Raw genomic sequence first — 19065 nt, 5'->3', positions numbered from 1 at the left:
TGCGCCATCAGTAATGCACCCGCCGTTCGATATACTTGAACTGCACCACGGTCAGGATCGACACGATCACCAGCAGCACCACCGATTGCGCCGCCGACGATCCCAGGTCCTGACCGACAAAGCCGTCAGAATAGACCTTGTAGACCAGGATCGTGGTGGCCTGCTGCGGCCCGCCGCTGGTGATCGTGTGGATCACCCCGAAGGTCTCGAAGAAGGCATAGATGATGTTGACCACCAGCAGGAAGAAGGTGGTGGGCGACAGCAGCGGCCAGACGATGGTGCGAAACCGCGTCCAGAACCGCGCGCCGTCGATCGCGGCCGCCTCGATCACCGATTTCGGGATCGCCTGCAGCCCGGCCAGGAAGAACAGGAAGTTGTAACTGATCCGGCCCCAGGCGCTGGCCACCACCACCAGCCCCATCGCCTCGCCCTCGTTCAGCACGTGGTTCCAGTCATAGCCCAGCTGGCCCAGATACCACGACACCACGCCGACGCGGGTGTTGAACATGAACAGCCACAGAACGCCCGCCACGGCGGGCGCCACCGCGTAAGGCCAGATCAACAGCGTCCGGTAGGTGCCCGAGCCCTTGATCAGCCGATCCGCCAGCACCGCCAGGTACAATGCCACCCCCATCGACACCACCGTGACGAGGATCGAGAACACCGCCGTGGTGACAAAGGACGCGCGGTAGAAGCGGTCCGAGAACAGGAACTCGAAATTGCCCAGGCCCACCCACTGCATCGACAACCCGAACGGGTCGGGGATGAACAGCGACTGCCAGATCGCCTGCCCGGCGGGATAGAAGAAGAACACCGCCGTGATAACGATCTGCGGTGCCACCAGCAGCAGCGGCAACCAGATGCCCTTGAAGGTAACGCGCTTTTCCATCTTGGTGCTTCGCAGTCCCGGCCCCGTGCCGGGACCTCTTGCCGGTCATCACCGGTTCGAGGCCACGGCCCGGGGCAGAGACCTGTCTATCAGACGGTCAGCGCGACGCCTGCTCGAACCGGCGCAACAGCGCGTTGCCGCGTTCCACCGCCGAATCCAGCGCCTCTTGTGCCGACTTGTCACCGGCCCAGACCGCTTCCAGTTCCTCGTCGATGATGCCGCGGATCTGGTCGAACGATCCCAGGCGCAGGCCCTTGGAATTGTTCGTCGGCTCCTTGGCGGTCATCTGCATGACCGCGATGTCGGTGCCGGGATTGGCGTCGTAGAAGCCCTGCGATTTCGTCAGCGCGCCGGCTTCGGCCGTGATCGGCAGATAACCGGTATCCTGGTGCCACTTGGCCTGGATCTCCGGGCTGGACAAGAAGTCGAGGAACGCCGCCACACCGGCATATTCCGCATCCTCGTGGCCCTCCATCACCCATAGCGACGCACCGCCGATGATGGTGTTCTGCGGCTCGGACGTGACCGCTTCCCAATACGGCAGCGGACGCACCTCGAAAGCGAACTGCGCTTCGGCCTTGATGCCGGCATATCCGGCCGAGCTTTCGGTGAACAGCGCGCATTCTCCGCTGCGGAAATTCGCACCGCCCTCGTTGCGGCGCCCGGCGTAGAAGAACTTGCCATCCTGCGCCCACTGACCCATCGCGCCGATATGCGCCACCTGGGCCGGGCCGTTGAAGGCCAGTTCGGTATCGGTGCCGCCAAAGCCGTTATCCTTGGTGGCGAAGGGCACGTCGTGATAGGCCGAGAAGTTCTCGAGGTGAATCCAGCTTTGCCATGCCGTCGTCAGCGGACAGTCGACGCCCGCGGCCTTGAGATCGTCCAGCACCGCGCCGACCTTTTCCCAGGTCGACAGATCGGTGTCGGGGTCGATCCCGGCCTCCTGCAACTTGTCGCGGTTCACCCACAGAACCGGGGTCGACGAGTTGAACGGCAGCGACAGCATGTTGCCGTCGGTTGCGGTATAGTAACCCTTGACCGATCCGATGTATTTCGACTGGTCGAAACCGTCGCCCATCACCTCATAGACCGGCCGGATCGCGCCCTCGGCCGCCATCATCGTTGCCGTGCCCACCTCGAACACCATCAGGATATGCGGCTGTTCGCCGGCACGGAACGCAGCGATGCCGGCATTCAGCGTTTCCGAATAGTTGCCCTTGTGCGCCTGCACGACGGTATAGTCGGATTGCGACGCGTTGAAGCTGTCGACCTGTTCGGCCACCAGTTCGCCAAGGCGCCCGGTGAAGGCGTGCCAGAACTGGATCTCGGTCTGTGCAAGCGCGGCGGTCCCGGAGGCCAGCATCGCGGTTGCGGAAACTAGGCTGAGCGCGAGTCTCATGTTGTCTTCTCCCTATCTGTTGTGTCGGGTGCGGGTTCGTGGCCCAGCAATGCCGCACGTTTGTGACGCGCCTGTGTACCGACACCGGTCAGGGTAGAACCAGCCGAAGCGCATGCAAGCAGAAAAATCGCAAGGGGCGGAACCGCGTGGTTCGCAACGCATCGAAACCGCTGCTGTTCGGGGTGGTACCCGCGGCCGGACTCGAACCGGCACGGCCAAAGCCTGGGGATTTTAAGTCCCCTGTGTCTACCATTCCACCACGCGGGCGCGGGCAGAATGTGGCGCGGCGGCGCGGCGGTGTAAACCGCTCACAGCTTCTGGCCGGGTTCTTCCTTCAGCAGGAATCGCTCGCTCAGCCAGGGGTTCAGCGCCAGGGCCGCGCGCAGGGCCGCCTGGCCTTCCTCTTCGCGGCCAAGCGCCAGCAGCGTCAGCGCCTTGCCGGACAGCGCGCCGACATGTTCGGGGTTGATCTCCAGCGTCCGGTCGAGATCGGGCAGGGCCGCCTCGTAATCCTCGCGCAGGAAGTTGACGAAGGCACGCTGGTTGTAGCCCTCGGCGTAGAACGGGCAGTAGGCGACCAGCTTGTCGAACCGCTCGATCGCGCGCAGGAAATCAAACGCCGCCCGCGCCCGCATGCCCTCGTCCAGCATGGCCTGGCTGGGTTCGTCCGGCGCGTCGGCCCAGAATTCCCAGAACCGGTTCGAGATCACCCGCGCTTCCATGTCGGTGCGGGCCAGGGCCAGTTCGTCGAACAGCGCCGCCAGCGCCTCGGAATGGTCGGGGGCTTCGGGGCAACCATCCGCCAGCACGGGCGAGGCGCCCAGCATCAGGGCAAGAGCGACATGTTTCATGCCGAAATGGTGGCCGGAAACCGCGCCCGGTCAAGTCACTTCGGCGAGACCGTCATCCTTGACCGCCTGCATCGCCACATAGGTCGACGTCGAAGACACATGCGGCAGGGTCGAGATCTTTTCGGCCAGCACCCGCCGATAGGACGGCATGTCGGCGGTGCGCACCTTGAGCAGGTAATCGAAATTGCCGGCGATCAGATGTGCCTGCTCGATCTCGGCGATCTTCGCCACCGCGCGGTTGAATGCCTCCAGCGCCGCTTCCCGGGTATCGGTCAGCTTGACCTCGACAAACGCGACATGGTCCAGCCCCAGCCGGATCGGGTCCAGGATGGCGCGATAGCCGCGGATCACGCCGTCGTCCTCCAGGCGCCGCAGCCGCGCCTGCGTGGGCGATTTCGACAGGCCGATGCGCCGCGCAAGCTCGGTGATCGAAATCCGCCCTTCCTCGGCCAGCACCCGCAGAATCGCCTGGTCGAACCGGTCCAGATCGTTCAGGTCGAATTGCATGCAAATTCCCCCCGCTTTCAGCGTTTGAACCGCCAAATAAATCATCATCGGGCAGATCGCCCGCATCCCCCACGATATGATAGCGCATCATCCCGGAGGAAACCATGCCCAAAGACCTGTCCGACCTGCGCGCCCGGATCGACGAGACGACCTATGCCAACGAAGCCGAGACCGTCGCCCATCTGCGCGCTGCTGCCGGGCTGAGCGAAGATGACCGTGCCGCAATCTGCGCGCGCGGCGCGGCGCTGGTGCGCGATATCCGCGACACCACCCGCCCCGGCCTGATGGAGGTCTTCCTGGCCGAATACGGCCTTTCCACCGACGAAGGCATCGCGCTGATGTGCCTGGCCGAAGCGCTGCTGCGGGTGCCCGATGCCGACACGATCGACGCGCTGATCGAGGACAAGATCGCGCCGTCCGACTGGGGCCGCCACCTGGGCCGCTCGACCTCGCCGCTGGTCAATGCCTCGACCTGGGCGCTGATGCTGACCGGCAAGGTGCTCAAGGACGAAGCCCCCGGTCCCGTCGGCCATCTGCGCGGCGCCATCAAGCGGCTGGGCGAGCCGGTGATCCGCACCGCCGTGGGCCGCGCGATGAAGGAAATGGGCGCGCAATTCGTGCTGGGCGAGACGATCCAGGCGGCGATGAAACGCGGCGCCGTGCAAGAGGCCAAGGGCTATACCTACAGCTACGACATGCTGGGCGAAGCCGCCCGCACCGAGGCCGACGCCGCCCGCTATCACCTGTCCTATTCCCGCGCCATCGGCGCCATCGCCGAGGCCGCCCGCGGCAACGACATCCGCACCAATCCCGGCATCTCGGTCAAGTTGTCGGCGCTGTATGCGCGCTACGAGGAAGCCAAGCGCGCCGACGTCATGGCCCACCTGATGCCGCGCCTGCGCACCCTGGCGCTGCTGGCCAAATCCGCGCGCATCGGCCTGAACGTCGATGCCGAGGAATCCGACCGCCTGTCGCTGTCGCTCGACGTGATCGAGGCGGTGCTGGAAGAACCCGCGCTGGCCGGCTGGGACGGTTTCGGCGTGGTGGTGCAGGCCTATGGCCAGCGCGCCGGCGACGTGATCGACTGGCTGTATGAAACCGCCAGCCGGCTCGACCGCCGCATCATGGTGCGGCTGGTCAAGGGCGCCTATTGGGATACCGAAATCAAGCGCGCCCAGGTGCTGGGGCTGAACGGTTTTCCGGTCTTCACCGCCAAGCCCGCCACCGACATCAGCTACATCGCCAATGCCCGCAAGCTTCTGGGCATGACCGACCGCATCTACCCGCAATTCGCCACCCACAACGCCCATACCGCGGCGGCGATCCTGCACATGGCGGGCGACCCGGCGACTTACGAATTCCAGCGCCTGCACGGCATGGGCGAAACCCTGCACGACCTGGTGCGCAAGGCCGAGGGCACGCGCTGCCGCATCTATGCGCCGGTCGGCGCCCATCGCGACCTGCTGGCCTACCTGGTCCGGCGGCTGCTGGAAAACGGCGCCAATTCCAGCTTCGTCAACCAGGTGGTCGACGAAGACGTCCCGCCCGAACTGGTCGCCGCCGATCCCTTCGACGCCCCGACCCCGCCGCCGCTGCCCACCGGGCCGCAGCTGTTCCAGCCCGAGCGCGTCAATTCACAGGGCTTCGACCTGACCCACCGGCCCACCCTGGCCGCCATCGACGCCGCCCGCGATCCGTTCCGCGGCCACGCATGGCAGGCCGCGCCGCTGACGGCGAAGGGCGCCAAACCGGGCCAGACGGCCGCTGTCGTGAACCCCGCCGATCCGGGCGACACCGTGGGCCGGATCACCTGGGCAACGCCCGAAACCGTGGCCGCCGCCTGCGCCGCGGCCCGCCCCTGGGATGCCGCGCCTGCCGATCGTGCCGCCGCGCTGAACGCCGCCGCCGATCTGTATGAATCGCATTTCGGCGAGCTGTTCGCGCTGCTGCACCGCGAGGCCGGCAAGACCCTGCTGGACGCCGTGGCCGAACTGCGCGAGGCGGTGGATTTCCTGCGCTACTACGCCACCCAGGCCGACGGTGCCCCGCCACTGGGCCGGGTGGCCTGCATCAGCCCGTGGAACTTTCCGCTGGCGATCTTCACCGGCCAGATCGCCGCGGCGCTGGCCGCCGGCAACGCGGTTCTGGCCAAGCCCGCCGAACAGACCCCGCTGATCGCGCATCGCGCCGTGGAACTGCTGCACCAGGCCGGGGTGCCCGCCACGGCCCTGCACCTGCTGCCCGGCGCCGGCGACGTGGGCGCGGCGCTGACCGCGAACCCGGGCATCGACGGCGTCGCCTTCACCGGCTCGACCGAAACCGCCCAGATCATCCACCGCGCCATCGCCGCCAATCTCGACCCCGGGGCGCCCTTCATCGCCGAAACCGGCGGGCTGAACGCGATGATCGTCGACAGCACCGCCCTGCCCGAACAGGCGGTCCGCGCCATCGTCGAATCCGCCTTCCAGTCGGCGGGCCAGCGCTGTTCCGCCCTGCGTTGCCTCTACGTGCAGGAAGACATCGCCGACACCCTGACCGAGATGCTGACCGGCGCCATGGACGCGCTCTCCATCGCCGATCCCTGGGCGCTGACCACCGATATCGGCCCCGCCATCGACGCCGAGGCCGCGGCAGGCATCAAGGCCCACATAGCCAGGGCACAAGCCGAGGGCCGGGTCATCAAGACCTACCCGACCCCGGCGGCGGGCCATTTCGTGCCGCCCACGCTGATCCGCGTCTCGGGCATCGCCGATCTGGAACGCGAGATCTTCGGCCCGGTCCTGCACGTCGCCACTTTCAAGGCCCAGCAACTGGACAAGGTCATCGACGCGATCAACGCCACCGGTTACGGGCTGACCTTCGGGCTTCAGACCCGGATCGACGACCGCGTGCAATACGTCACCGACCGCATCCATGCCGGCAATGCCTATGTGAACCGCAACCAGATCGGCGCCATCGTCGGCAGCCAGCCCTTCGGCGGCGAAGGCCTGTCGGGCACCGGCCCCAAGGCCGGCGGGCCGCTTTATGTCGACCGCTTCCGTCGCCACGACCGAAACCGCACCGCCAGCGCCGAACCGCAGACCACCCGCCTGCCCGGACCGACGGGCGAGGCCAATCTCTATTCCACCGCGCCGCGTCCGCCGGTTCTCTGCCTTGGCCCCGGCAAGGACGCGATGCAGGCGCAGCGCAAGGCCGTCGAGTCGCTTGGCGGCCGCGCCGAAACCGGCCCCGAGCAGATCGACCCCGCCGCGCTGACCGACCGGCCCGGTATCTCGGCGGTGCTCTGGTGGGGCGACGAGCCGACCGCCCGCGCCCTGCGCACCGCACTGGCCGCGCGACCCGGCCCGATCCTGACGCTGATCACCGGCGCGCCGGATGCTGGGCACGCGCTATCGGAACGCCATGTCTGCATCGACACCACCGCCTCGGGCGGCAATGCCGAATTGCTGGACGGCACACGATAACGCGGCTGGCACCTTGACGCCGGGCGTCAGGGTGCCACTCTCCACCGCATGTTCCCGATCCGCGATCACAACCCCTCGGGCCGCGTGCCCTATGTCACCTACGCGCTGATCGCCGCCAACGTGGTGGTGTTCCTCAGCTACTGGGCGCTGTTCTCGAACCCCCGCGCGCTCAACGGCTTTTTCGCCGAATACGCGCTGATCCCCGCGCTGGTCAGCCAGGGCGACGGCTATGCCGGTTTCCTGACCTCGATGTTCCTGCATGGCGGGCTGATGCACATCGCGGGCAACATGCTGTTCCTGTTCATCTTCGGCGACAATATCGAGGACGAGATGGGCCATGCCGGCTTTGCGCTGTTCTACCTGGCCAGCGGGTTGGCGGCGGGCGCGGTGCATTACCTGTCCGAGCCGTTCTCGCCGGTGCCCACCGTGGGCGCCTCGGGCGCCATCGCCGGGGTGATGGGCGGCTATCTGCTGATGTTCCCCAAGGCCCGGGTCGACGTGCTGATCATCCTGGTGGTGATCTTCCGCGTGCTGCCGATCCCGGCCTGGATCATGCTGGGGCTGTGGTTCGGCATGCAGCTGTTCGGCGGGTTCGGCACGCCTGCGGGCCAGGGCGGCGTCGCCTATTGGGCCCATGCCGGCGGCTTCGTCGCCGGGCTGGTGCTGGCGCTGCCGGTCTGGCTGCGCAAGGGCGGACCGGCCTTCTGGGCGCGCACCGAAGGCCACCCGCCCCACCCCGAGGCGCGCTATACCCTGCAGCGCAGCCGCATCCCGCGGATCCGGCGATGACCGATCCCGTCAGGGCCACCTGCCATTGCGGCGCCGTGGAACTGCGCGTGACGCTGTCGGCACCACTGTCCAGCGCCCGGCGCTGCGACTGTTCCTATTGCCGCCGCCGCGCCCAGCCCACGGTCAGCGCGCCGCAAGGCGGCGTGCAGGTCGTCCGCGGCGCCGACAACCTGACGCTTTATCAATGGGGCACGAAGACCGCGAAACACTACTTCTGCAAGACCTGCGGCATCTACCTGTTCCACCATCGTCGAGCCGCGCCCAACGATATCGGCGTCAATCTCTACGCCATCGACGGCACCGAGCCGCGCGATTTCGAACCGCTGGGCTGGACCGACGGCGTCAACCACCCCTCCGACCGCTAGCCCGCCACATCCTAGGCATCCGCCAGCGGCACCAGGTAGGTATTCAGGTCGCCGTTCTTCATCACCTTGACCGACAGGATATGCGCCTTGTTCTCGCTGATCGTGGTCATGCCCTGCGGCTTGCCCACCAGCGGGTCCAGCGCCTTCTTGATCTTGCCGGTGATCTCGCTGGCGTCCAGGCCGATCGACGTCGGAAACGGCACATGCGCATGGAACTTGGCACTGTCCAGGTAGGTCCAGATCTGCTTTTTCTCGCGGTTGAAATCGACCCCGATCAGAAAGTCGATGGTGAATGTCGGGTCCGGCAGAGCCGAGACATCGATACCGCCTCCGACATGGATCTTGTACAGCCGGTTGCGCACCCGCGCGCCGTTCCAGGCATAATCCGTCACCCCGGTCAGCTTGGGGCCGCTCTTGATGTAGATCCGGTCGTCCTTCTTGATCTCCGGCAGTATGGCCTCCGAGATCGACGCGACCATCTCGGCTGCGGTGCGGCTGGCGTCGAACAGCACGAACTTGGACAACGGCACCGCCTTCTTGCTGCCATGCTTCCAGTACGCCACGCCGTTCTCGAAATCGTTGAACCGGTGTTTCGAGCCCTTGAACGCCGGCAATTCGTCCGAGATCGGATAGCCCAGCTCGCCCTTTTCCCAGCCCTGCGACTGCCACAGCCCACGGATCAGCCCGTGCACCTCATGCGCCGAGATCGTCGGCTTCCAGTAGATCGAGCCGCCCTCGAAATGGTTGAACCGGCCCACCTTGTCCGGGGTCTTGGTCTCGTCGGTGGTGGGATAGCCCAGGAACCCCGCCTCGAACCCCATTTGCCCGAACTTGCTGCGGATCGCGCCGTGGGTCTCGAACGCCTCGTCGGCACCGCTTTTCCAGGTGATCGCGCCGCCCTGGAACAGGTTGAACCGCCCCTTGGCGCCGCCGCTGCTGTCGGTCTCGTCGGTCTTGGGATAACCCAGAAACGACTTTTCCCAACCCAGCTTGGCCCATTTGGCCCGGATCAGCCCGTGCACCTCGTGCGCGCCGGTCAGCGGGTGCCAGTAGATCGACCCGTGCTTGTAGTGGCGGAACCGGCCGACCTTGTCGGGGGTGGATTTCTCGGGGCCCTCGGGGGCGCCCAGGAATCCCGACGCGCCGCCCAGGGCGGCATACTTGGTATCAATCTCTGACATGACAATCCTTTCCGGCCGCGGCCGGCAAGCCGGTGCGCGACTCACATAATAATGTCAGAATATCCTATCACCGTTTGCGGCCGCTGGATTGCGCAATCTCAAGTTGCAACTCGCCCGGCGTGGAAAACACCATCGGCAGGGCGGCACCGCGCCCGGGTCGCCTCCGCAACGCCCGCTACATCGCACTGGGCGGATGTCTTCCGATCGCCCGCGCCTCGATACAACCCCTGCATGTTTATCACTGTCGAAATTCTCGTGCTTTTCTGCTAATCTGACGGCACCGGAATTTCAGTACCCGTCCCATTGACCCGCCGTTTTTCCTTTCCACAGACCGCATTTGAAGGAGCGTGACCCATGCTCAGCATCCGCATTCTGGCCCTTGTCGTGGCTTTCCTGACCCCGTTTGCCCCAGCGGCGCTTGCCCAGACCGAAACGGTGGATTTCGCCATCGACGCGCGCGGCACCAGCGGCGGTCGTGACAGCGCCTACGCGATGCGCGGCCAGATCGACGAAAGAGACGGATCGTTCCAGGGCACCTACGATTTCAACCTGTCCGGCGATATCGGCGCCGGCACCTGGCGCGCCGCGGCCAAGCGGGGCTGGGATCTCAAGCTGCGGTGGGGCACGCCCGCCAATCCGCCACCGCTCGCGGTGTTCGGCGGTTTCGACCTGACCATCGAAAGCACCACGGTGATGGTCGAGACCGGCGCCGAATTCGCCACCTCCGCCCGGATCGGCGGCAACCGCCAAGCACTCGAGATCGCGCTGCGCTATGCCGAACCGGCCCAGCATGGCGGTTCGGGCGGGCTGGAACAGACCTCGTTTTCGACCTTCGCAGGCGATGGCCCCGGGCGCGTGCTGTTCCAGACGTCGCATCACGACGAAACCGGCGAATTCGCGACGACCCGCGGCGTCATCCGGCTGGTCGGCGCGCCGCAGGCGCGGATGGAAAAGCCGGTTCACACGCAATTCGTGATGGTCTTCGCCCCCGGCCCGGATCCACGCCGGGGCCGCTTCAAGGGCCAGACGACGGTGATCGACCGCCGCCCCGACCTGCCCGCCGGCCACACGGTAAACGACATCTTCACCGTGCCCGGCGCCGAACAGAAATACTGCTGCGAATTCAGCTGCCCCACCCTGAACCCCAGCTCGTGCAAGATGACATGCGAAAAGAAACGCGCGCTGGCCTGCACCGTCTTCACGGTCAACTGCCCCAACCAGCTGGGCGATGGCGGCTGCGTGTTCGAATGATCGCGGCCGCGCCGCCTGACAACATCCGGGAACGCGGTCGACGGGTTCGAACCTGTTTCGCGGGATGCTCCGCGGCGTCTGGATCGCCGCTGACAGGCGAATATCGCCGAAATAGGGCAGCGCGTTCTGGCATCCCCGCCCCGATCGACGGATAAACATCCCGAGCGGGGAAACGGGAACCGGAAGAATGGCGAAATCTGTAGCCGGGGCGCGCGTTGGGGTGGCTCTGATAGGGGCCGGCATGATTGCCAGAACCCATGTGGCTGCCCTGTCCGGCCTGCACTCCGTGGCACAGCTCAGAACCATCGTCTCGCGCAGGCCCGAACGCGCGCGCCATCTCGCGGAACATTATGACGGTCAGGCTCCGGAATTCTCGGCCGATCTTTCGGCAGTTGCCGCAGACCCGTCCATTTCGATGGCCATCGTCGCAACACCCCCAAGCGTGCGCAAAGGCGTGATCGAACAACTCGCCAAGGCCGGAACGCATATCCTTCTTGAAAAGCCGGTCGCGCGCACCCCGGAAGAAGCGCTGGACGTCGTCGAGATCTGCGAGCGTGAAGGCGTGACGCTTGGCGTGCTGTTCCAGCACCGGATGAGGCAGCCGTCGATCGCGGCAGCCCGCCACGTCGCGGGCGGAATGCTCGGAAACCTCGGCCTGGTCGAGATCGCAGTGCCGCTATGGCGCGACCAATCCTACTATGACGAACTTGGGCGCGGCACCTACGCCCGCGACGGCGGCGGCGTGATGATCACGAACGCAATACACTCCATCGATCTGGCGCTGAGCTTGACCGGCCCCGTGACGCGCGTTCAGGCGATGACGGCAACCTCGCCCTTGCATGAAATGGAAGCAGAGGATTTCGCGGTCGCGGGCTTGCGGTTCGCAAACGGGGCTGTCGGATCATTCGTCGCCAGCACCGCCATGTACCCCCACAGAACCGAGGTCATTCGGCTCCATTTCGACAATGCGAGCCTGAGGCTCAGCAAAGACGGTCTCGAAATCTCTTGGCGCGACGGACGGACCGAGATCGAAGCGGCGGATGGCACAGCCGGAAGCGTAAAGCCTCTGTCCGGCGGCAGGCACGAATGGCATCAAGCCGTTATCGCGGATTTCATCGATGCCATTCGCGTCGGTCGCAAACCGATGGTCACCGGGCGCCAAGCGCTCGTCTCCCACCACCTGATCGCGGCCATCGAGGCGTCATCGAGAACCGGCCGTCCCGTTGACTTGGCCTGCTGACGCACCGCGCCGGAAAACGGATAAAGCGGCGCCGATCGCCGGGCCGGACGCGGCCGATTGTGACCCCGACAGCCGGTCGGCACATCCGGAAGCCATCCAGTGCCCTCTTGTAAACGCCCGGATTGTCCGCATCGCGGGCATCGATCCCGCAACCTGTCCCGGCACAGCGCCCGGCGGGCAAGACCCCGGCGAATGACGCGCCTCAGCCGTCGCGCAGGATCTTGGAAAACGGTCCGAACAGATCGCCGTTGGCGCACAGGATCGACCCGCTTTCCAGCGGGTCTTGGTCGGCGCGCACGCCTTCGACCAGCGCGCCCGCCTCTTTCGCGATCAGGTATCCCGCAGCGACGTCCCAGAGGTTCAGCTCGCGCTCCCAATAGCCGTCGTAGCGGCCCGCGCCGACATAGGCCAGGTCCAGCGACGCCGCCCCGAACCGCCGCACCCCGGCGCATTCCGGCATCAGGCGCGCCAGGTCCTTGAGCATCGCCGGCAGGGTCTTTTTCGCGGCGAAAGGAACGCCGGTGGCGAACAGCGCCTCGACCATCCGCTTGCGCCCCGACACCCGCATCCGGCGGGCATCGTTCAGCCAGGCGCCCTGGCCCTTCTCGGCATAGAACATCTCGTCCTTGGCGGGGTCGAACACCACGCCCGCCACGATCTGGCCCTTGTGTTCCAGCGCGATCGACACCGCCCAATGCGGCAGCCCGTGCAGGAAGTTCGTCGTGCCGTCCAGCGGGTCGACGATCCAGCGCCGGGTCGGGTCCTCGCCCGGCTCCTCGCCGGTCTCCTCGCCCAGCCAGCCATAGGTCGGGCGCGCGGTGCGCAGTTCCTCGCGCAGGATCTTTTCCGCCGCAAGATCGGCACGGCTGACGAAATCGCCCGCGCCCTTCATCGACACCTGCAGGTTTTCCACTTCGCGGAAATCCTTGACCAGCGACCGGCCCGCCTTGCGGGCCGCCTTGATCATGATGTTGAGATTGGCGCTGCCCTGCATGTCGGCTTTCCCGCAAATGAAATCAGGCCGCGCGTATACGCGGCCCGACCGGGATTGCCAAGGCCCGAGGCATCAGCGGTAGACGACGCCCTTTTCGCCCTCGACCGCCATCGCCCGCGGCGCCGCGCGGCGCACCTTGTGCACCACCTTCTTGTGGCCGGCGGGATTGTAATAGCTCTTGGCCCCCGGCGTCGGTGTGCCGCAGCAGATCACGCCGCCCACGGTGACCGGTTGCAGGCCCGCGGGACAGTGGTTCTCGGCGTGGTAGGGGTGCACGATCACCGACGGCTTGTGCGTGCCGTCGCCCATGTAGATGTCACCCCAGGCCAACGCCTGGCTGCCGGTCATCGCCACGGCCGCGGCGGCCAAAGTCGTCAGAACACGCATGAAATCCCCCATCCGGTCGAAAAAGCGCTTGGATTTCCGCAGGCTACCAGCCTGCCCCCACAAGTCAATCCGCCATCTCTGGCGTGTTCGGCCGCGAAACCGATTGTGACAGTGCCTCACGCGCGGGCACACCGGCCATCACGTCCCCGTCACAGGGACTACCGCGGCGCCCGGCCGACCGGCATCTTTGCCCCACACCGCACCCGAAAGGACCTGTCCATGACCACCCGACTGACCCGCCGCGCCGCTCTCGGCCTTCTGGCCGTGCCCCCCGTCCTGATCGCCGCCGGCACGCCGGTCCTGGCGATGGAGCCCGAAACCTTCCAGACCGACGGCATCGCCATCAACGGCATCGACCCGGTGGCCTATTTCACCGACGCCGCTCCGGTGGCCGGCTCGCCCGACCACAGCGTCGACCACAACGGCGCCACCTGGCGCTTCGTCTCGGCCGACAACGCCGCCGCCTTCCAGGCCGATCCCGAGAAATACGGCGCCCGCTTCGGCGGCTATTGCGCCTATGCCGCCTCGCTGGGCTATCTCGCCCCGACCCAGCCCGAGGCCTGGACGGTCTACGAGGACCGGCTCTATCTCAACGCCAACCTGCGCGCGCGCGAATTGTGGCTGCAGGACGTGCCCGGCAACATCGTCAAGGGCGAAGCCAACTGGCCCGCCATCCTGGGCTGATCCCACCCGGCAGCAAAAGCCCCGTCCCGGCGAACCGGAACGGGGCGGCACCGCTTACGCAACCGGTCGGCTTGCGCCGGTGATCGGGACCGGGCCGGGCGCGATGCCCGGCCGCGCGTCCCGCCTGGGGGGAAACCGGCATTGCGGCGAAGGAAACCGTGATCGCCGCACCAAGCTCGGGGACACGCGCCAATCCGCGATCGCCCTGGTGCTCGATGACGAACATGCCGCCGATACGCCGGCCCGGACATGGGAAAACCCCGCCCGAATTCCCGCGCTCAGTCCGGCAGGCGGTCGGCCTTCTTGCGCACCAGCACCGTGCGCAGATCGTGCATCGCCAGCAGCAGCGCGTCGGTCACCTCGTCCAGCTGGGCGTCGGTGGCCTTGGACTGGACCCATTGCGTGGTGATGTTGAGATAGTCCACCGCCCGGTGGATGTCGTCGATGTCGCGCATCGCCAGCAGCGCGCTGCGGCGCGTCATCCAGTCGCCGATCGCCGCCAGGTCGGCCTCGCTCAGCTCGGTATCGCCATGCGGCTTGATCTCGCCCTTGTTGAGATTCACGACCGCGATCTGGTCCAGGTCGATCCGCCGCTGCCGGTTTTCGGTGTCCACGCGGAACACCGTCGCGCCGTTTTCGCGGATGCGGAAATAATAGTCGGGCAGGTCGGTCGTCATCACAGGTCTCTCAATCCGGCGCAGAACGCCTCGATCCGGTCGCAGGCGCCGGACAGTTCGGCATCGGACGCGGCATAGCTGACCCGGAAATAGGGGCTCAGGCCAAAGGCCGCGCCGAACACCACCGCCACGCCCTGTTCCTCCAGCAGCGCGGTGCAGAACGCCTCGTCGCTGTCGATGCGCGCGCCGCCCGCGCTGGTCTTGCCGATGCAGTCCGCGATGCCGGGATAGACATAGAACGCCCCCTCGGGCATCGCGCAGGTCACGCCCCTGCAACCGTTCAGCCGCGCCACCACCATGTCGCGCCGCCGCGCGAAAACCGCCGCCCGGTCGGCCAGGAAATCCTGCGGACCATTCAGCGCCTCGACCGCCGCCCATTGGCTGATCGAACAGGGGTTTGTGGTGGATTGCGACTGCACCTTGCGCATCGCCGCGATCAGCGGTTCGGGGCCCCCGGCGTAGCCGATCCGCCAGCCGGTCATCGCATAGGCCTTGCTGACCCCGTTGACCGTCAGCGTCCGGTCGTAAAGCTGCGGCTCGACCTGCGCGGGCGTGACGAACCGGAACCCGTCATAGGCCAGGTGCTCGTACATGTCGTCCGACATCACCCAGACATGCGGGTGCCGCATCAGAACATCGGTCAGCGCGCGCAGCTGGTCGCGCGAATACCCCGCGCCCGTCGGGTTCGACGGCGAATTGAAGATCAGCCACTTGGTCTTGGGCGTGATCGCCGCCTCCAGCGCTTGCGCCGTGATGCGGAACCCCTGCTCCGCCGCGCCCTCGACGATCACCGGCGTGCCGCCGCCCAGCCGCACCATGTCGGGATAGCTGACCCAGTAGGGCGCCGGAATGACGACCTCGTCGCCCGGGTTCAGCGTCGCCATCAGCGCATTGTACAGCACCTGCTTGCCGCCGGTGCTGACGCTGATCTGCGCAGGCCCGTAATCCAGCCCGTTCTCGCGGCGGAATTTCGCGCAGATGGCGGCTTTCAGCTCGGGGATGCCGTCGGGCGCGGTGTATTTCGTTTTTCCCGCCTCGATTGCCGCAATCGCCGCAGCCTTGATATTTCCGGGCGTGTCAAAGTCGGGCTCACCGGCGCTCAGCGAAATCACGTCCCGTCCGGCGGCCTGCATCTCGCGCGCAAGTTGCGAGATCGCGACGGTGGGTGATGGGGCGACGCGGGCAAGGGTCTGCGACAGAAAGCTCATGAAACACCGGTTGGATAGGGGCGAGAACCGTCATAGGTTGCGCCGCGACAGCGATCAAGCCGGATGGCAGGGAGATTGCGCGATGGAGGACATCATGGACTGGTACGGCCCCGAGGCAGCAACCTTCGGCGACCGCGTGGCGGCGGCGCGAGATGCCGCCGGACTCGACCAGGAAGGCCTGGCCAGAAGGCTGGGCGTCAAGCTCAAGACGCTGCAGGCCTGGGAAGACGATCGCGCCGAACCGCGCGCCAACAAGTTGCAGATGATGGCGGGTCTGCTGAATGTCTCGATGGTCTGGCTGCTGACCGGCGAAGGCGAAGGCCTGGGCGAAATCACCGCCGCCGAGGCCGCCGAGGACCTGGGCGAACTGCTGCTGGAAATCCGCGCCATGCGGTCCCAGATGCTGAACGCCGCCGACCGGCTGGGCAAGCTCGACAAGCGGCTGCGCATCGCGATGAGCAACGGGGACTGATCCCGTGGCCGAAGACCGCGAAACCCGCCTCAAACGCCTGCGGATGCGGTCGATGCGGCGTGGCACCAAGGAAATGGACATCCTGCTGATGCGCTACGCCGATGCAAGGCTGACGGCGCTGGATGCCGCCGGGCTCGACGCCTACGAGGCGCTGCTGGCGGAAAACGACCAGGATCTGTACCAGTGGATTTCGGGCCAGCAGCCCGCGCCCGCGGTTCACGCGGCCCTGGTGGCCGACATCGCCGCAACCGCCGCGCGGGGCTGATACCGTTTCTTTGCTTTTTCCGAAAAGGCCGCGTGACTTAACCGATTCTTGGTCATTTTGGCGAATTCTCCGCTCCGACTACACAGGCGGAGAACATGATGAGCATCCATCCCTCAATGGATCAGGGCCCGCTCCAGGGCTACGTGTCGGGCTATCTCGACGCGCTGTCGCTGGTCGAACGGCTGCACCGGCTGCTGCTGGACGTCATCAAGGACGAATTCGAACGCGTCGGCATCATCGACATCAACGCGGTCCAGGCGCTCTTGCTGTTCAACATCGGCGATAACGAGGTGACGGCGGGCGAACTGAAAAGCCGCGGCTACTATCAGGGCAGCAATGTCAGCTACAACCTCAAGAAACTGGTGGATATGGGCTATATGCACCACCAGCGCTGCGAGATCGACCGCCGTTCGGTCCGCGTCCGGCTGACCCAGCGGGGCCGCGAGGTGCGCGAAACCGTCAAGGCGCTTTTCCACCGTCACGCCGAGGCGCTTCAGACCAAGTCGGTGATCGACCTCGACCGCCTCGACGACGTGACCGGCGCGCTGCGCCGCATGGAACGGTTCTGGACCGACCAGATCCGCTATATTTACTAGGCCCGACTGGTTCTTGGGTTGCGGTATGTGGCCGGGGGACGGGCCCCTCCGGTCACCGCGCCTGCCGCCGCGACACCACCATGACCTCCAGTTCGCGCAACAGCTTGCGGGTCATCGCCGCCTCGAAATCCTCGAAACCCAACGCGATTTCCAGGAAGGCATCGTCGCCCTCCAGCACATAGGCGCGGAAATAGGCGCCCAGTTCGGCCACGCCCGGCGGCTCGCGCCCGCCGGTCTCGGGCTGGCCGATCACCAGACCGTTGACCGTGATCCCGCCCGGCCGCACATCCTGCGGCCGCGGCCCGGTATTCGACTTGCCGTCGCCCGACAGATCCAGTGTCCGCTTCCAGCAATCCCGCCGCTCGGCCAGCAGCGCCGCGCCGAACGCCTTGGCCGACCCGATGGCGGTGGAGAACGCCCCGATCCCGCGATCCGCCGCCCGCAGACGCGCCGTCACCGCCGCCAGCGCCTCCGGCCCGGCGATCTCGGTCCAGCCCACCAGCAGGCGCTGCGCCTCGGGTCCGCTCCATTCGTACACCGCCAGCACCACCGGCGCGCCCGGCATCGAAAACAGCGCGGCCTGCACGTCCGGGTTCTCCAGCGCCGCCGCCAGCCCGTCGGCCTGCAGCCGGTATTCCAGGCTGTCCACCGACCCCGACACGTCCAGCCCCAGGGCCAGCGCCTGCCGGCAGGCCGCATCCGCCGGTCCCGCCAGGCCCAAAGCCAGCAACCCCGCCAGAACCGCCCTCACCGCGCCGCCCCCACCTGCATTCCGCCCAGTTCGCGGAACAGCTTGCGCGCCATCGCGGCGCGATAGCCGGCATAGCCCTGCGCCGTCTCGACGAAGGCCCCCGGCCCGAACCGCACCTCGTCGCGGTAATAGGCCTCGACCTGCGGATCGGCGCCCAGCACCGCCAGCCCGTTCACCACCACCCCGTCAAAGGGAAAATGCTTGTAGGCCAGCCGCGGCGGAAAGCCGTCATTGGTCACCCCGTCGCCCGACACGTCGATCACCTGCCTGTCGCAGACCGGCGCCCGCCGCAACAGCCCCGCGCCAAAACCCAGCGCAAAGCCCATCGCCGTGGGAAACCGCGTCTCGGACCGCTTGGCGCCGCGCAGCACCGCCGCCGCCGCGGCGATGTCTCCGGCGTCGCGCAGCATGACCCAGTCCAGCACCACCGCGCTCTGCCGCCGCCCCGACCATTCATAGGCCGCCAGCGCCACGCCGGCCTCGCCGCCCAGGATCGCCGCCTGCACCTCGGGTGCCAGCAACGCATCGGCCACGCCCTCGCGCTGCAGCGCGTATTCGCCCGCATCGACCGAAGACGACACGTCCAGCGCCAGCAGCAGTGCCAGCCGGCACTCCGCCGCCGCCGGCCCCGCCGCCAGCCAGAACAGCCCGGCCAGCAGCGCCCTTACCAATGCCCGGTATTGCCCATGCTGGCCCAGGGTTCCGCCGGGGCCTGCGCCGCGCCCTTCTGCAACAGCTCGACCGAGATGTTGTCGGGCGACCGCACAAAGGCCATGCGCCCGTCACGCGGCGGGCGGTTGATCGTCACGCCGTTGTCCATCAGGTGCCGGCACATCGCGTAGATGTCGTCGACCTCGTAGGCCAGGTGCCCGAAATGCCGCGAATCCGACGGCAACCCGTCATCGCCATCCCAGTTATACGTCAGCTCGACCGGGCATTCCGGCTGCCCCGGCGGCGCCATGAAGATCAGCGAAAACCGCCCCTGCTCGCTGTCGTGGCGCCGGGTCTCCTCCAGCCCCAGCAGCTTGTAGAAGGCCATCGAGGCGTCCAGGTCCTTCACCCGGACCATGGTGTGCAGATATCGGATGCTCATGC

At 66.8% G+C, this 19065-nt stretch carries 21 protein-coding genes and 1 tRNA gene; 9 read left to right on the top strand and 13 right to left on the bottom strand.

Annotation, left to right across the window (positions count from 1 at the left end; all coding sequences use genetic code 11):
• Window positions 1-7: 7 nt before the first annotated feature.
• The 5 genes from ugpA to KUH32_RS09700 all read right to left on the bottom strand — a co-directional run bounded on the left by ugpA (window position 8) and on the right by KUH32_RS09700 (window position 3646).
• Window positions 8-889, bottom strand: coding sequence for a sn-glycerol-3-phosphate ABC transporter permease UgpA (gene ugpA / locus KUH32_RS09720; RefSeq protein ID WP_217777826.1), 882 nt, complete (start codon window positions 887-889; stop codon window positions 8-10).
• 97 nt (window positions 890-986) lie between these two features.
• On the bottom strand, window positions 987-2288 hold the full coding sequence (gene ugpB, locus KUH32_RS09715; RefSeq protein WP_217777825.1) for a sn-glycerol-3-phosphate ABC transporter substrate-binding protein UgpB: 1302 nt from the start codon (window positions 2286-2288) through the stop codon (window positions 987-989).
• 183 nt (window positions 2289-2471) lie between these two features.
• Window positions 2472-2555 (bottom strand) — tRNA-Leu (locus KUH32_RS09710).
• 41 nt (window positions 2556-2596) lie between these two features.
• Complete coding sequence (locus KUH32_RS09705) at window positions 2597-3139, bottom strand: tetratricopeptide repeat protein (RefSeq protein ID WP_217777824.1); 543 nt, start codon at window positions 3137-3139, stop codon at window positions 2597-2599.
• 30 nt (window positions 3140-3169) lie between these two features.
• Entirely contained in the window at window positions 3170-3646 is a 477-nt protein-coding gene (locus KUH32_RS09700; protein ID WP_217777823.1) for an Lrp/AsnC family transcriptional regulator, read from the bottom strand.
• Window positions 3647-3750: 104 nt separating this feature from the next.
• Here KUH32_RS09700 and putA point away from each other — a divergent pair, with 104 nt between their 5' ends.
• Genes putA through KUH32_RS09685 form a run of 3 tightly spaced genes read left to right on the top strand, consistent with a single transcriptional unit; the run spans window position 3751 to window position 8264 of the window.
• Entirely contained in the window at window positions 3751-7110 is a 3360-nt protein-coding gene (gene putA / locus KUH32_RS09695; protein ID WP_217777822.1) for a bifunctional proline dehydrogenase/L-glutamate gamma-semialdehyde dehydrogenase PutA, read from the top strand.
• A gap of 48 nt (window positions 7111-7158) precedes the next feature.
• A complete protein-coding gene (locus KUH32_RS09690) occupies window positions 7159-7899 on the top strand; it encodes a rhomboid family intramembrane serine protease (RefSeq protein WP_217777821.1) in 741 nt (246 codons plus the stop codon).
• A complete protein-coding gene (locus KUH32_RS09685) occupies window positions 7896-8264 on the top strand; it encodes a GFA family protein (RefSeq protein WP_217777820.1) in 369 nt (122 codons plus the stop codon). Before KUH32_RS09690 ends, KUH32_RS09685 begins: the two co-directional genes overlap by 4 nt.
• Window positions 8265-8275: 11 nt before the next feature.
• Here KUH32_RS09685 and KUH32_RS09680 read toward each other — a convergent pair whose 3' ends face one another.
• Entirely contained in the window at window positions 8276-9445 is a 1170-nt protein-coding gene (locus tag KUH32_RS09680; RefSeq protein WP_217777819.1) for an LGFP repeat-containing protein, read from the bottom strand.
• Window positions 9446-9799: 354 nt separating this feature from the next.
• On the opposite strand from KUH32_RS09680, the gene KUH32_RS09675 reads away from it, so the two are divergent.
• Window positions 9800-10696, top strand: coding sequence for a hypothetical protein (locus tag KUH32_RS09675; RefSeq protein ID WP_217777818.1), 897 nt, complete (start codon window positions 9800-9802; stop codon window positions 10694-10696).
• A gap of 187 nt (window positions 10697-10883) precedes the next feature.
• Window positions 10884-11936: a Gfo/Idh/MocA family protein gene (locus KUH32_RS09670; RefSeq protein ID WP_284438322.1), complete on the top strand. Its 1053-nt coding sequence runs from the start codon at window positions 10884-10886 to the stop codon at window positions 11934-11936.
• A 202-nt stretch (window positions 11937-12138) separates the two neighbouring features.
• On the opposite strand, the gene KUH32_RS09665 is transcribed toward KUH32_RS09670, so the two are convergent.
• Both KUH32_RS09665 and KUH32_RS09660 read right to left on the bottom strand, forming a co-directional pair.
• Window positions 12139-12930: an inositol monophosphatase family protein gene (locus KUH32_RS09665; RefSeq protein ID WP_217777816.1), complete on the bottom strand. Its 792-nt coding sequence runs from the start codon at window positions 12928-12930 to the stop codon at window positions 12139-12141.
• Between the two features lie 72 nt (window positions 12931-13002).
• The gene (locus KUH32_RS09660) at window positions 13003-13317 is read right to left on the bottom strand and encodes a hypothetical protein (RefSeq protein WP_217777815.1); all 315 of its coding nucleotides are present in this window, start codon (window positions 13315-13317) and stop codon (window positions 13003-13005) included.
• Window positions 13318-13536: 219 nt separating this feature from the next.
• On the opposite strand from KUH32_RS09660, the gene KUH32_RS09655 reads away from it, so the two are divergent.
• The gene (locus tag KUH32_RS09655) at window positions 13537-14001 is read left to right on the top strand and encodes a YHS domain-containing (seleno)protein (protein ID WP_217777814.1); all 465 of its coding nucleotides are present in this window, start codon (window positions 13537-13539) and stop codon (window positions 13999-14001) included.
• 278 nt (window positions 14002-14279) lie between these two features.
• Here KUH32_RS09655 and KUH32_RS09650 read toward each other — a convergent pair whose 3' ends face one another.
• Both KUH32_RS09650 and KUH32_RS09645 read right to left on the bottom strand, forming a co-directional pair.
• Entirely contained in the window at window positions 14280-14678 is a 399-nt protein-coding gene (locus tag KUH32_RS09650; protein ID WP_217777813.1) for a hypothetical protein, read from the bottom strand.
• On the bottom strand, window positions 14678-15886 hold the full coding sequence (locus KUH32_RS09645) for a pyridoxal phosphate-dependent aminotransferase (RefSeq protein ID WP_217777812.1): 1209 nt from the start codon (window positions 15884-15886) through the stop codon (window positions 14678-14680). Before KUH32_RS09645 ends, KUH32_RS09650 begins: the two co-directional genes overlap by 1 nt.
• 82 nt (window positions 15887-15968) lie before the next feature.
• On the opposite strand from KUH32_RS09645, the gene KUH32_RS09640 reads away from it, so the two are divergent.
• From KUH32_RS09640 to KUH32_RS09630, 3 genes are all read left to right on the top strand, one after another.
• The gene (locus KUH32_RS09640) at window positions 15969-16358 is read left to right on the top strand and encodes a helix-turn-helix domain-containing protein (RefSeq protein ID WP_217777811.1); all 390 of its coding nucleotides are present in this window, start codon (window positions 15969-15971) and stop codon (window positions 16356-16358) included.
• 4 nt (window positions 16359-16362) lie between these two features.
• A complete protein-coding gene (locus KUH32_RS09635) occupies window positions 16363-16623 on the top strand; it encodes an FAD assembly factor SdhE (RefSeq protein ID WP_431358182.1) in 261 nt (86 codons plus the stop codon).
• A 98-nt stretch (window positions 16624-16721) separates the two neighbouring features.
• On the top strand, window positions 16722-17219 hold the full coding sequence (locus KUH32_RS09630; RefSeq protein ID WP_217777810.1) for a MarR family winged helix-turn-helix transcriptional regulator: 498 nt from the start codon (window positions 16722-16724) through the stop codon (window positions 17217-17219).
• 52 nt (window positions 17220-17271) lie between these two features.
• Here the strand turns inward: KUH32_RS09630 and KUH32_RS09625 are convergent, their stop codons facing one another.
• From KUH32_RS09625 to KUH32_RS09615, 3 genes are read right to left on the bottom strand one after another with little or no spacing between them, the layout of a single operon-like run.
• Window positions 17272-17970: a DUF1194 domain-containing protein gene (locus tag KUH32_RS09625; protein WP_217777809.1), complete on the bottom strand. Its 699-nt coding sequence runs from the start codon at window positions 17968-17970 to the stop codon at window positions 17272-17274.
• Complete coding sequence (locus KUH32_RS09620) at window positions 17967-18641, bottom strand: DUF1194 domain-containing protein (protein WP_254899015.1); 675 nt, start codon at window positions 18639-18641, stop codon at window positions 17967-17969. The genes KUH32_RS09625 and KUH32_RS09620 overlap by 4 nt, the downstream gene beginning before the upstream one ends.
• Window positions 18635-19063 carry a VOC family protein gene (locus KUH32_RS09615; RefSeq protein WP_217777808.1) on the bottom strand — a complete coding sequence of 143 codons (429 nt, stop codon included), beginning with the start codon at window positions 19061-19063 and terminating at the stop codon, window positions 18635-18637. The genes KUH32_RS09620 and KUH32_RS09615 overlap by 7 nt, the downstream gene beginning before the upstream one ends.
• Between the last annotated feature and the right edge of the window lie 2 nt (window positions 19064-19065).

This window comes from Thalassococcus arenae, from assembly GCF_019104745.1.
GTDB lineage: Bacteria > Pseudomonadota > Alphaproteobacteria > Rhodobacterales > Rhodobacteraceae > Thalassococcus_B > Thalassococcus_B arenae.
This window is presented reverse-complemented; position numbering and strand designations above follow the sequence as displayed.

Bases quoted from the DNA above. Each gene is read 5' to 3' on its own strand.
- KUH32_RS09650 (WP_217777813.1), bottom strand. From the start codon at position 14,678: ATGACGACCGACCTGCCCGACTATTATTTCCGCATCCGCGAAAACGGC.
- KUH32_RS09645 (WP_217777812.1), bottom strand. From the start codon at position 15,886: ATGAGCTTTCTGTCGCAGACCCTTGCCCGCGTCGCCCCATCACCCACC.
- ugpA (WP_217777826.1), bottom strand. From the start codon at position 889: ATGGAAAAGCGCGTTACCTTCAAGGGCATCTGGTTGCCGCTGCTGCTG.
- KUH32_RS09660 (WP_217777815.1), bottom strand. From the start codon at position 13,317: ATGCGTGTTCTGACGACTTTGGCCGCCGCGGCCGTGGCGATGACCGGC.
- KUH32_RS09615 (WP_217777808.1), bottom strand. From the start codon at position 19,063: ATGAGCATCCGATATCTGCACACCATGGTCCGGGTGAAGGACCTGGAC.
- KUH32_RS09685 (WP_217777820.1), top strand. From the start codon at position 7,896: ATGACCGATCCCGTCAGGGCCACCTGCCATTGCGGCGCCGTGGAACTG.
- KUH32_RS09680 (WP_217777819.1), bottom strand. From the start codon at position 9,445: ATGTCAGAGATTGATACCAAGTATGCCGCCCTGGGCGGCGCGTCGGGA.
- putA (WP_217777822.1), top strand. From the start codon at position 3,751: ATGCCCAAAGACCTGTCCGACCTGCGCGCCCGGATCGACGAGACGACC.
- KUH32_RS09670 (WP_284438322.1), top strand. From the start codon at position 10,884: ATGGCGAAATCTGTAGCCGGGGCGCGCGTTGGGGTGGCTCTGATAGGG.
- KUH32_RS09630 (WP_217777810.1), top strand. From the start codon at position 16,722: ATGAGCATCCATCCCTCAATGGATCAGGGCCCGCTCCAGGGCTACGTG.
- KUH32_RS09675 (WP_217777818.1), top strand. From the start codon at position 9,800: ATGCTCAGCATCCGCATTCTGGCCCTTGTCGTGGCTTTCCTGACCCCG.
- ugpB (WP_217777825.1), bottom strand. From the start codon at position 2,288: ATGAGACTCGCGCTCAGCCTAGTTTCCGCAACCGCGATGCTGGCCTCC.
- KUH32_RS09655 (WP_217777814.1), top strand. From the start codon at position 13,537: ATGACCACCCGACTGACCCGCCGCGCCGCTCTCGGCCTTCTGGCCGTG.
- KUH32_RS09705 (WP_217777824.1), bottom strand. From the start codon at position 3,139: ATGAAACATGTCGCTCTTGCCCTGATGCTGGGCGCCTCGCCCGTGCTG.
- KUH32_RS09640 (WP_217777811.1), top strand. From the start codon at position 15,969: ATGGAGGACATCATGGACTGGTACGGCCCCGAGGCAGCAACCTTCGGC.
- KUH32_RS09700 (WP_217777823.1), bottom strand. From the start codon at position 3,646: ATGCAATTCGACCTGAACGATCTGGACCGGTTCGACCAGGCGATTCTG.
- KUH32_RS09690 (WP_217777821.1), top strand. From the start codon at position 7,159: ATGTTCCCGATCCGCGATCACAACCCCTCGGGCCGCGTGCCCTATGTC.
- KUH32_RS09665 (WP_217777816.1), bottom strand. From the start codon at position 12,930: ATGCAGGGCAGCGCCAATCTCAACATCATGATCAAGGCGGCCCGCAAG.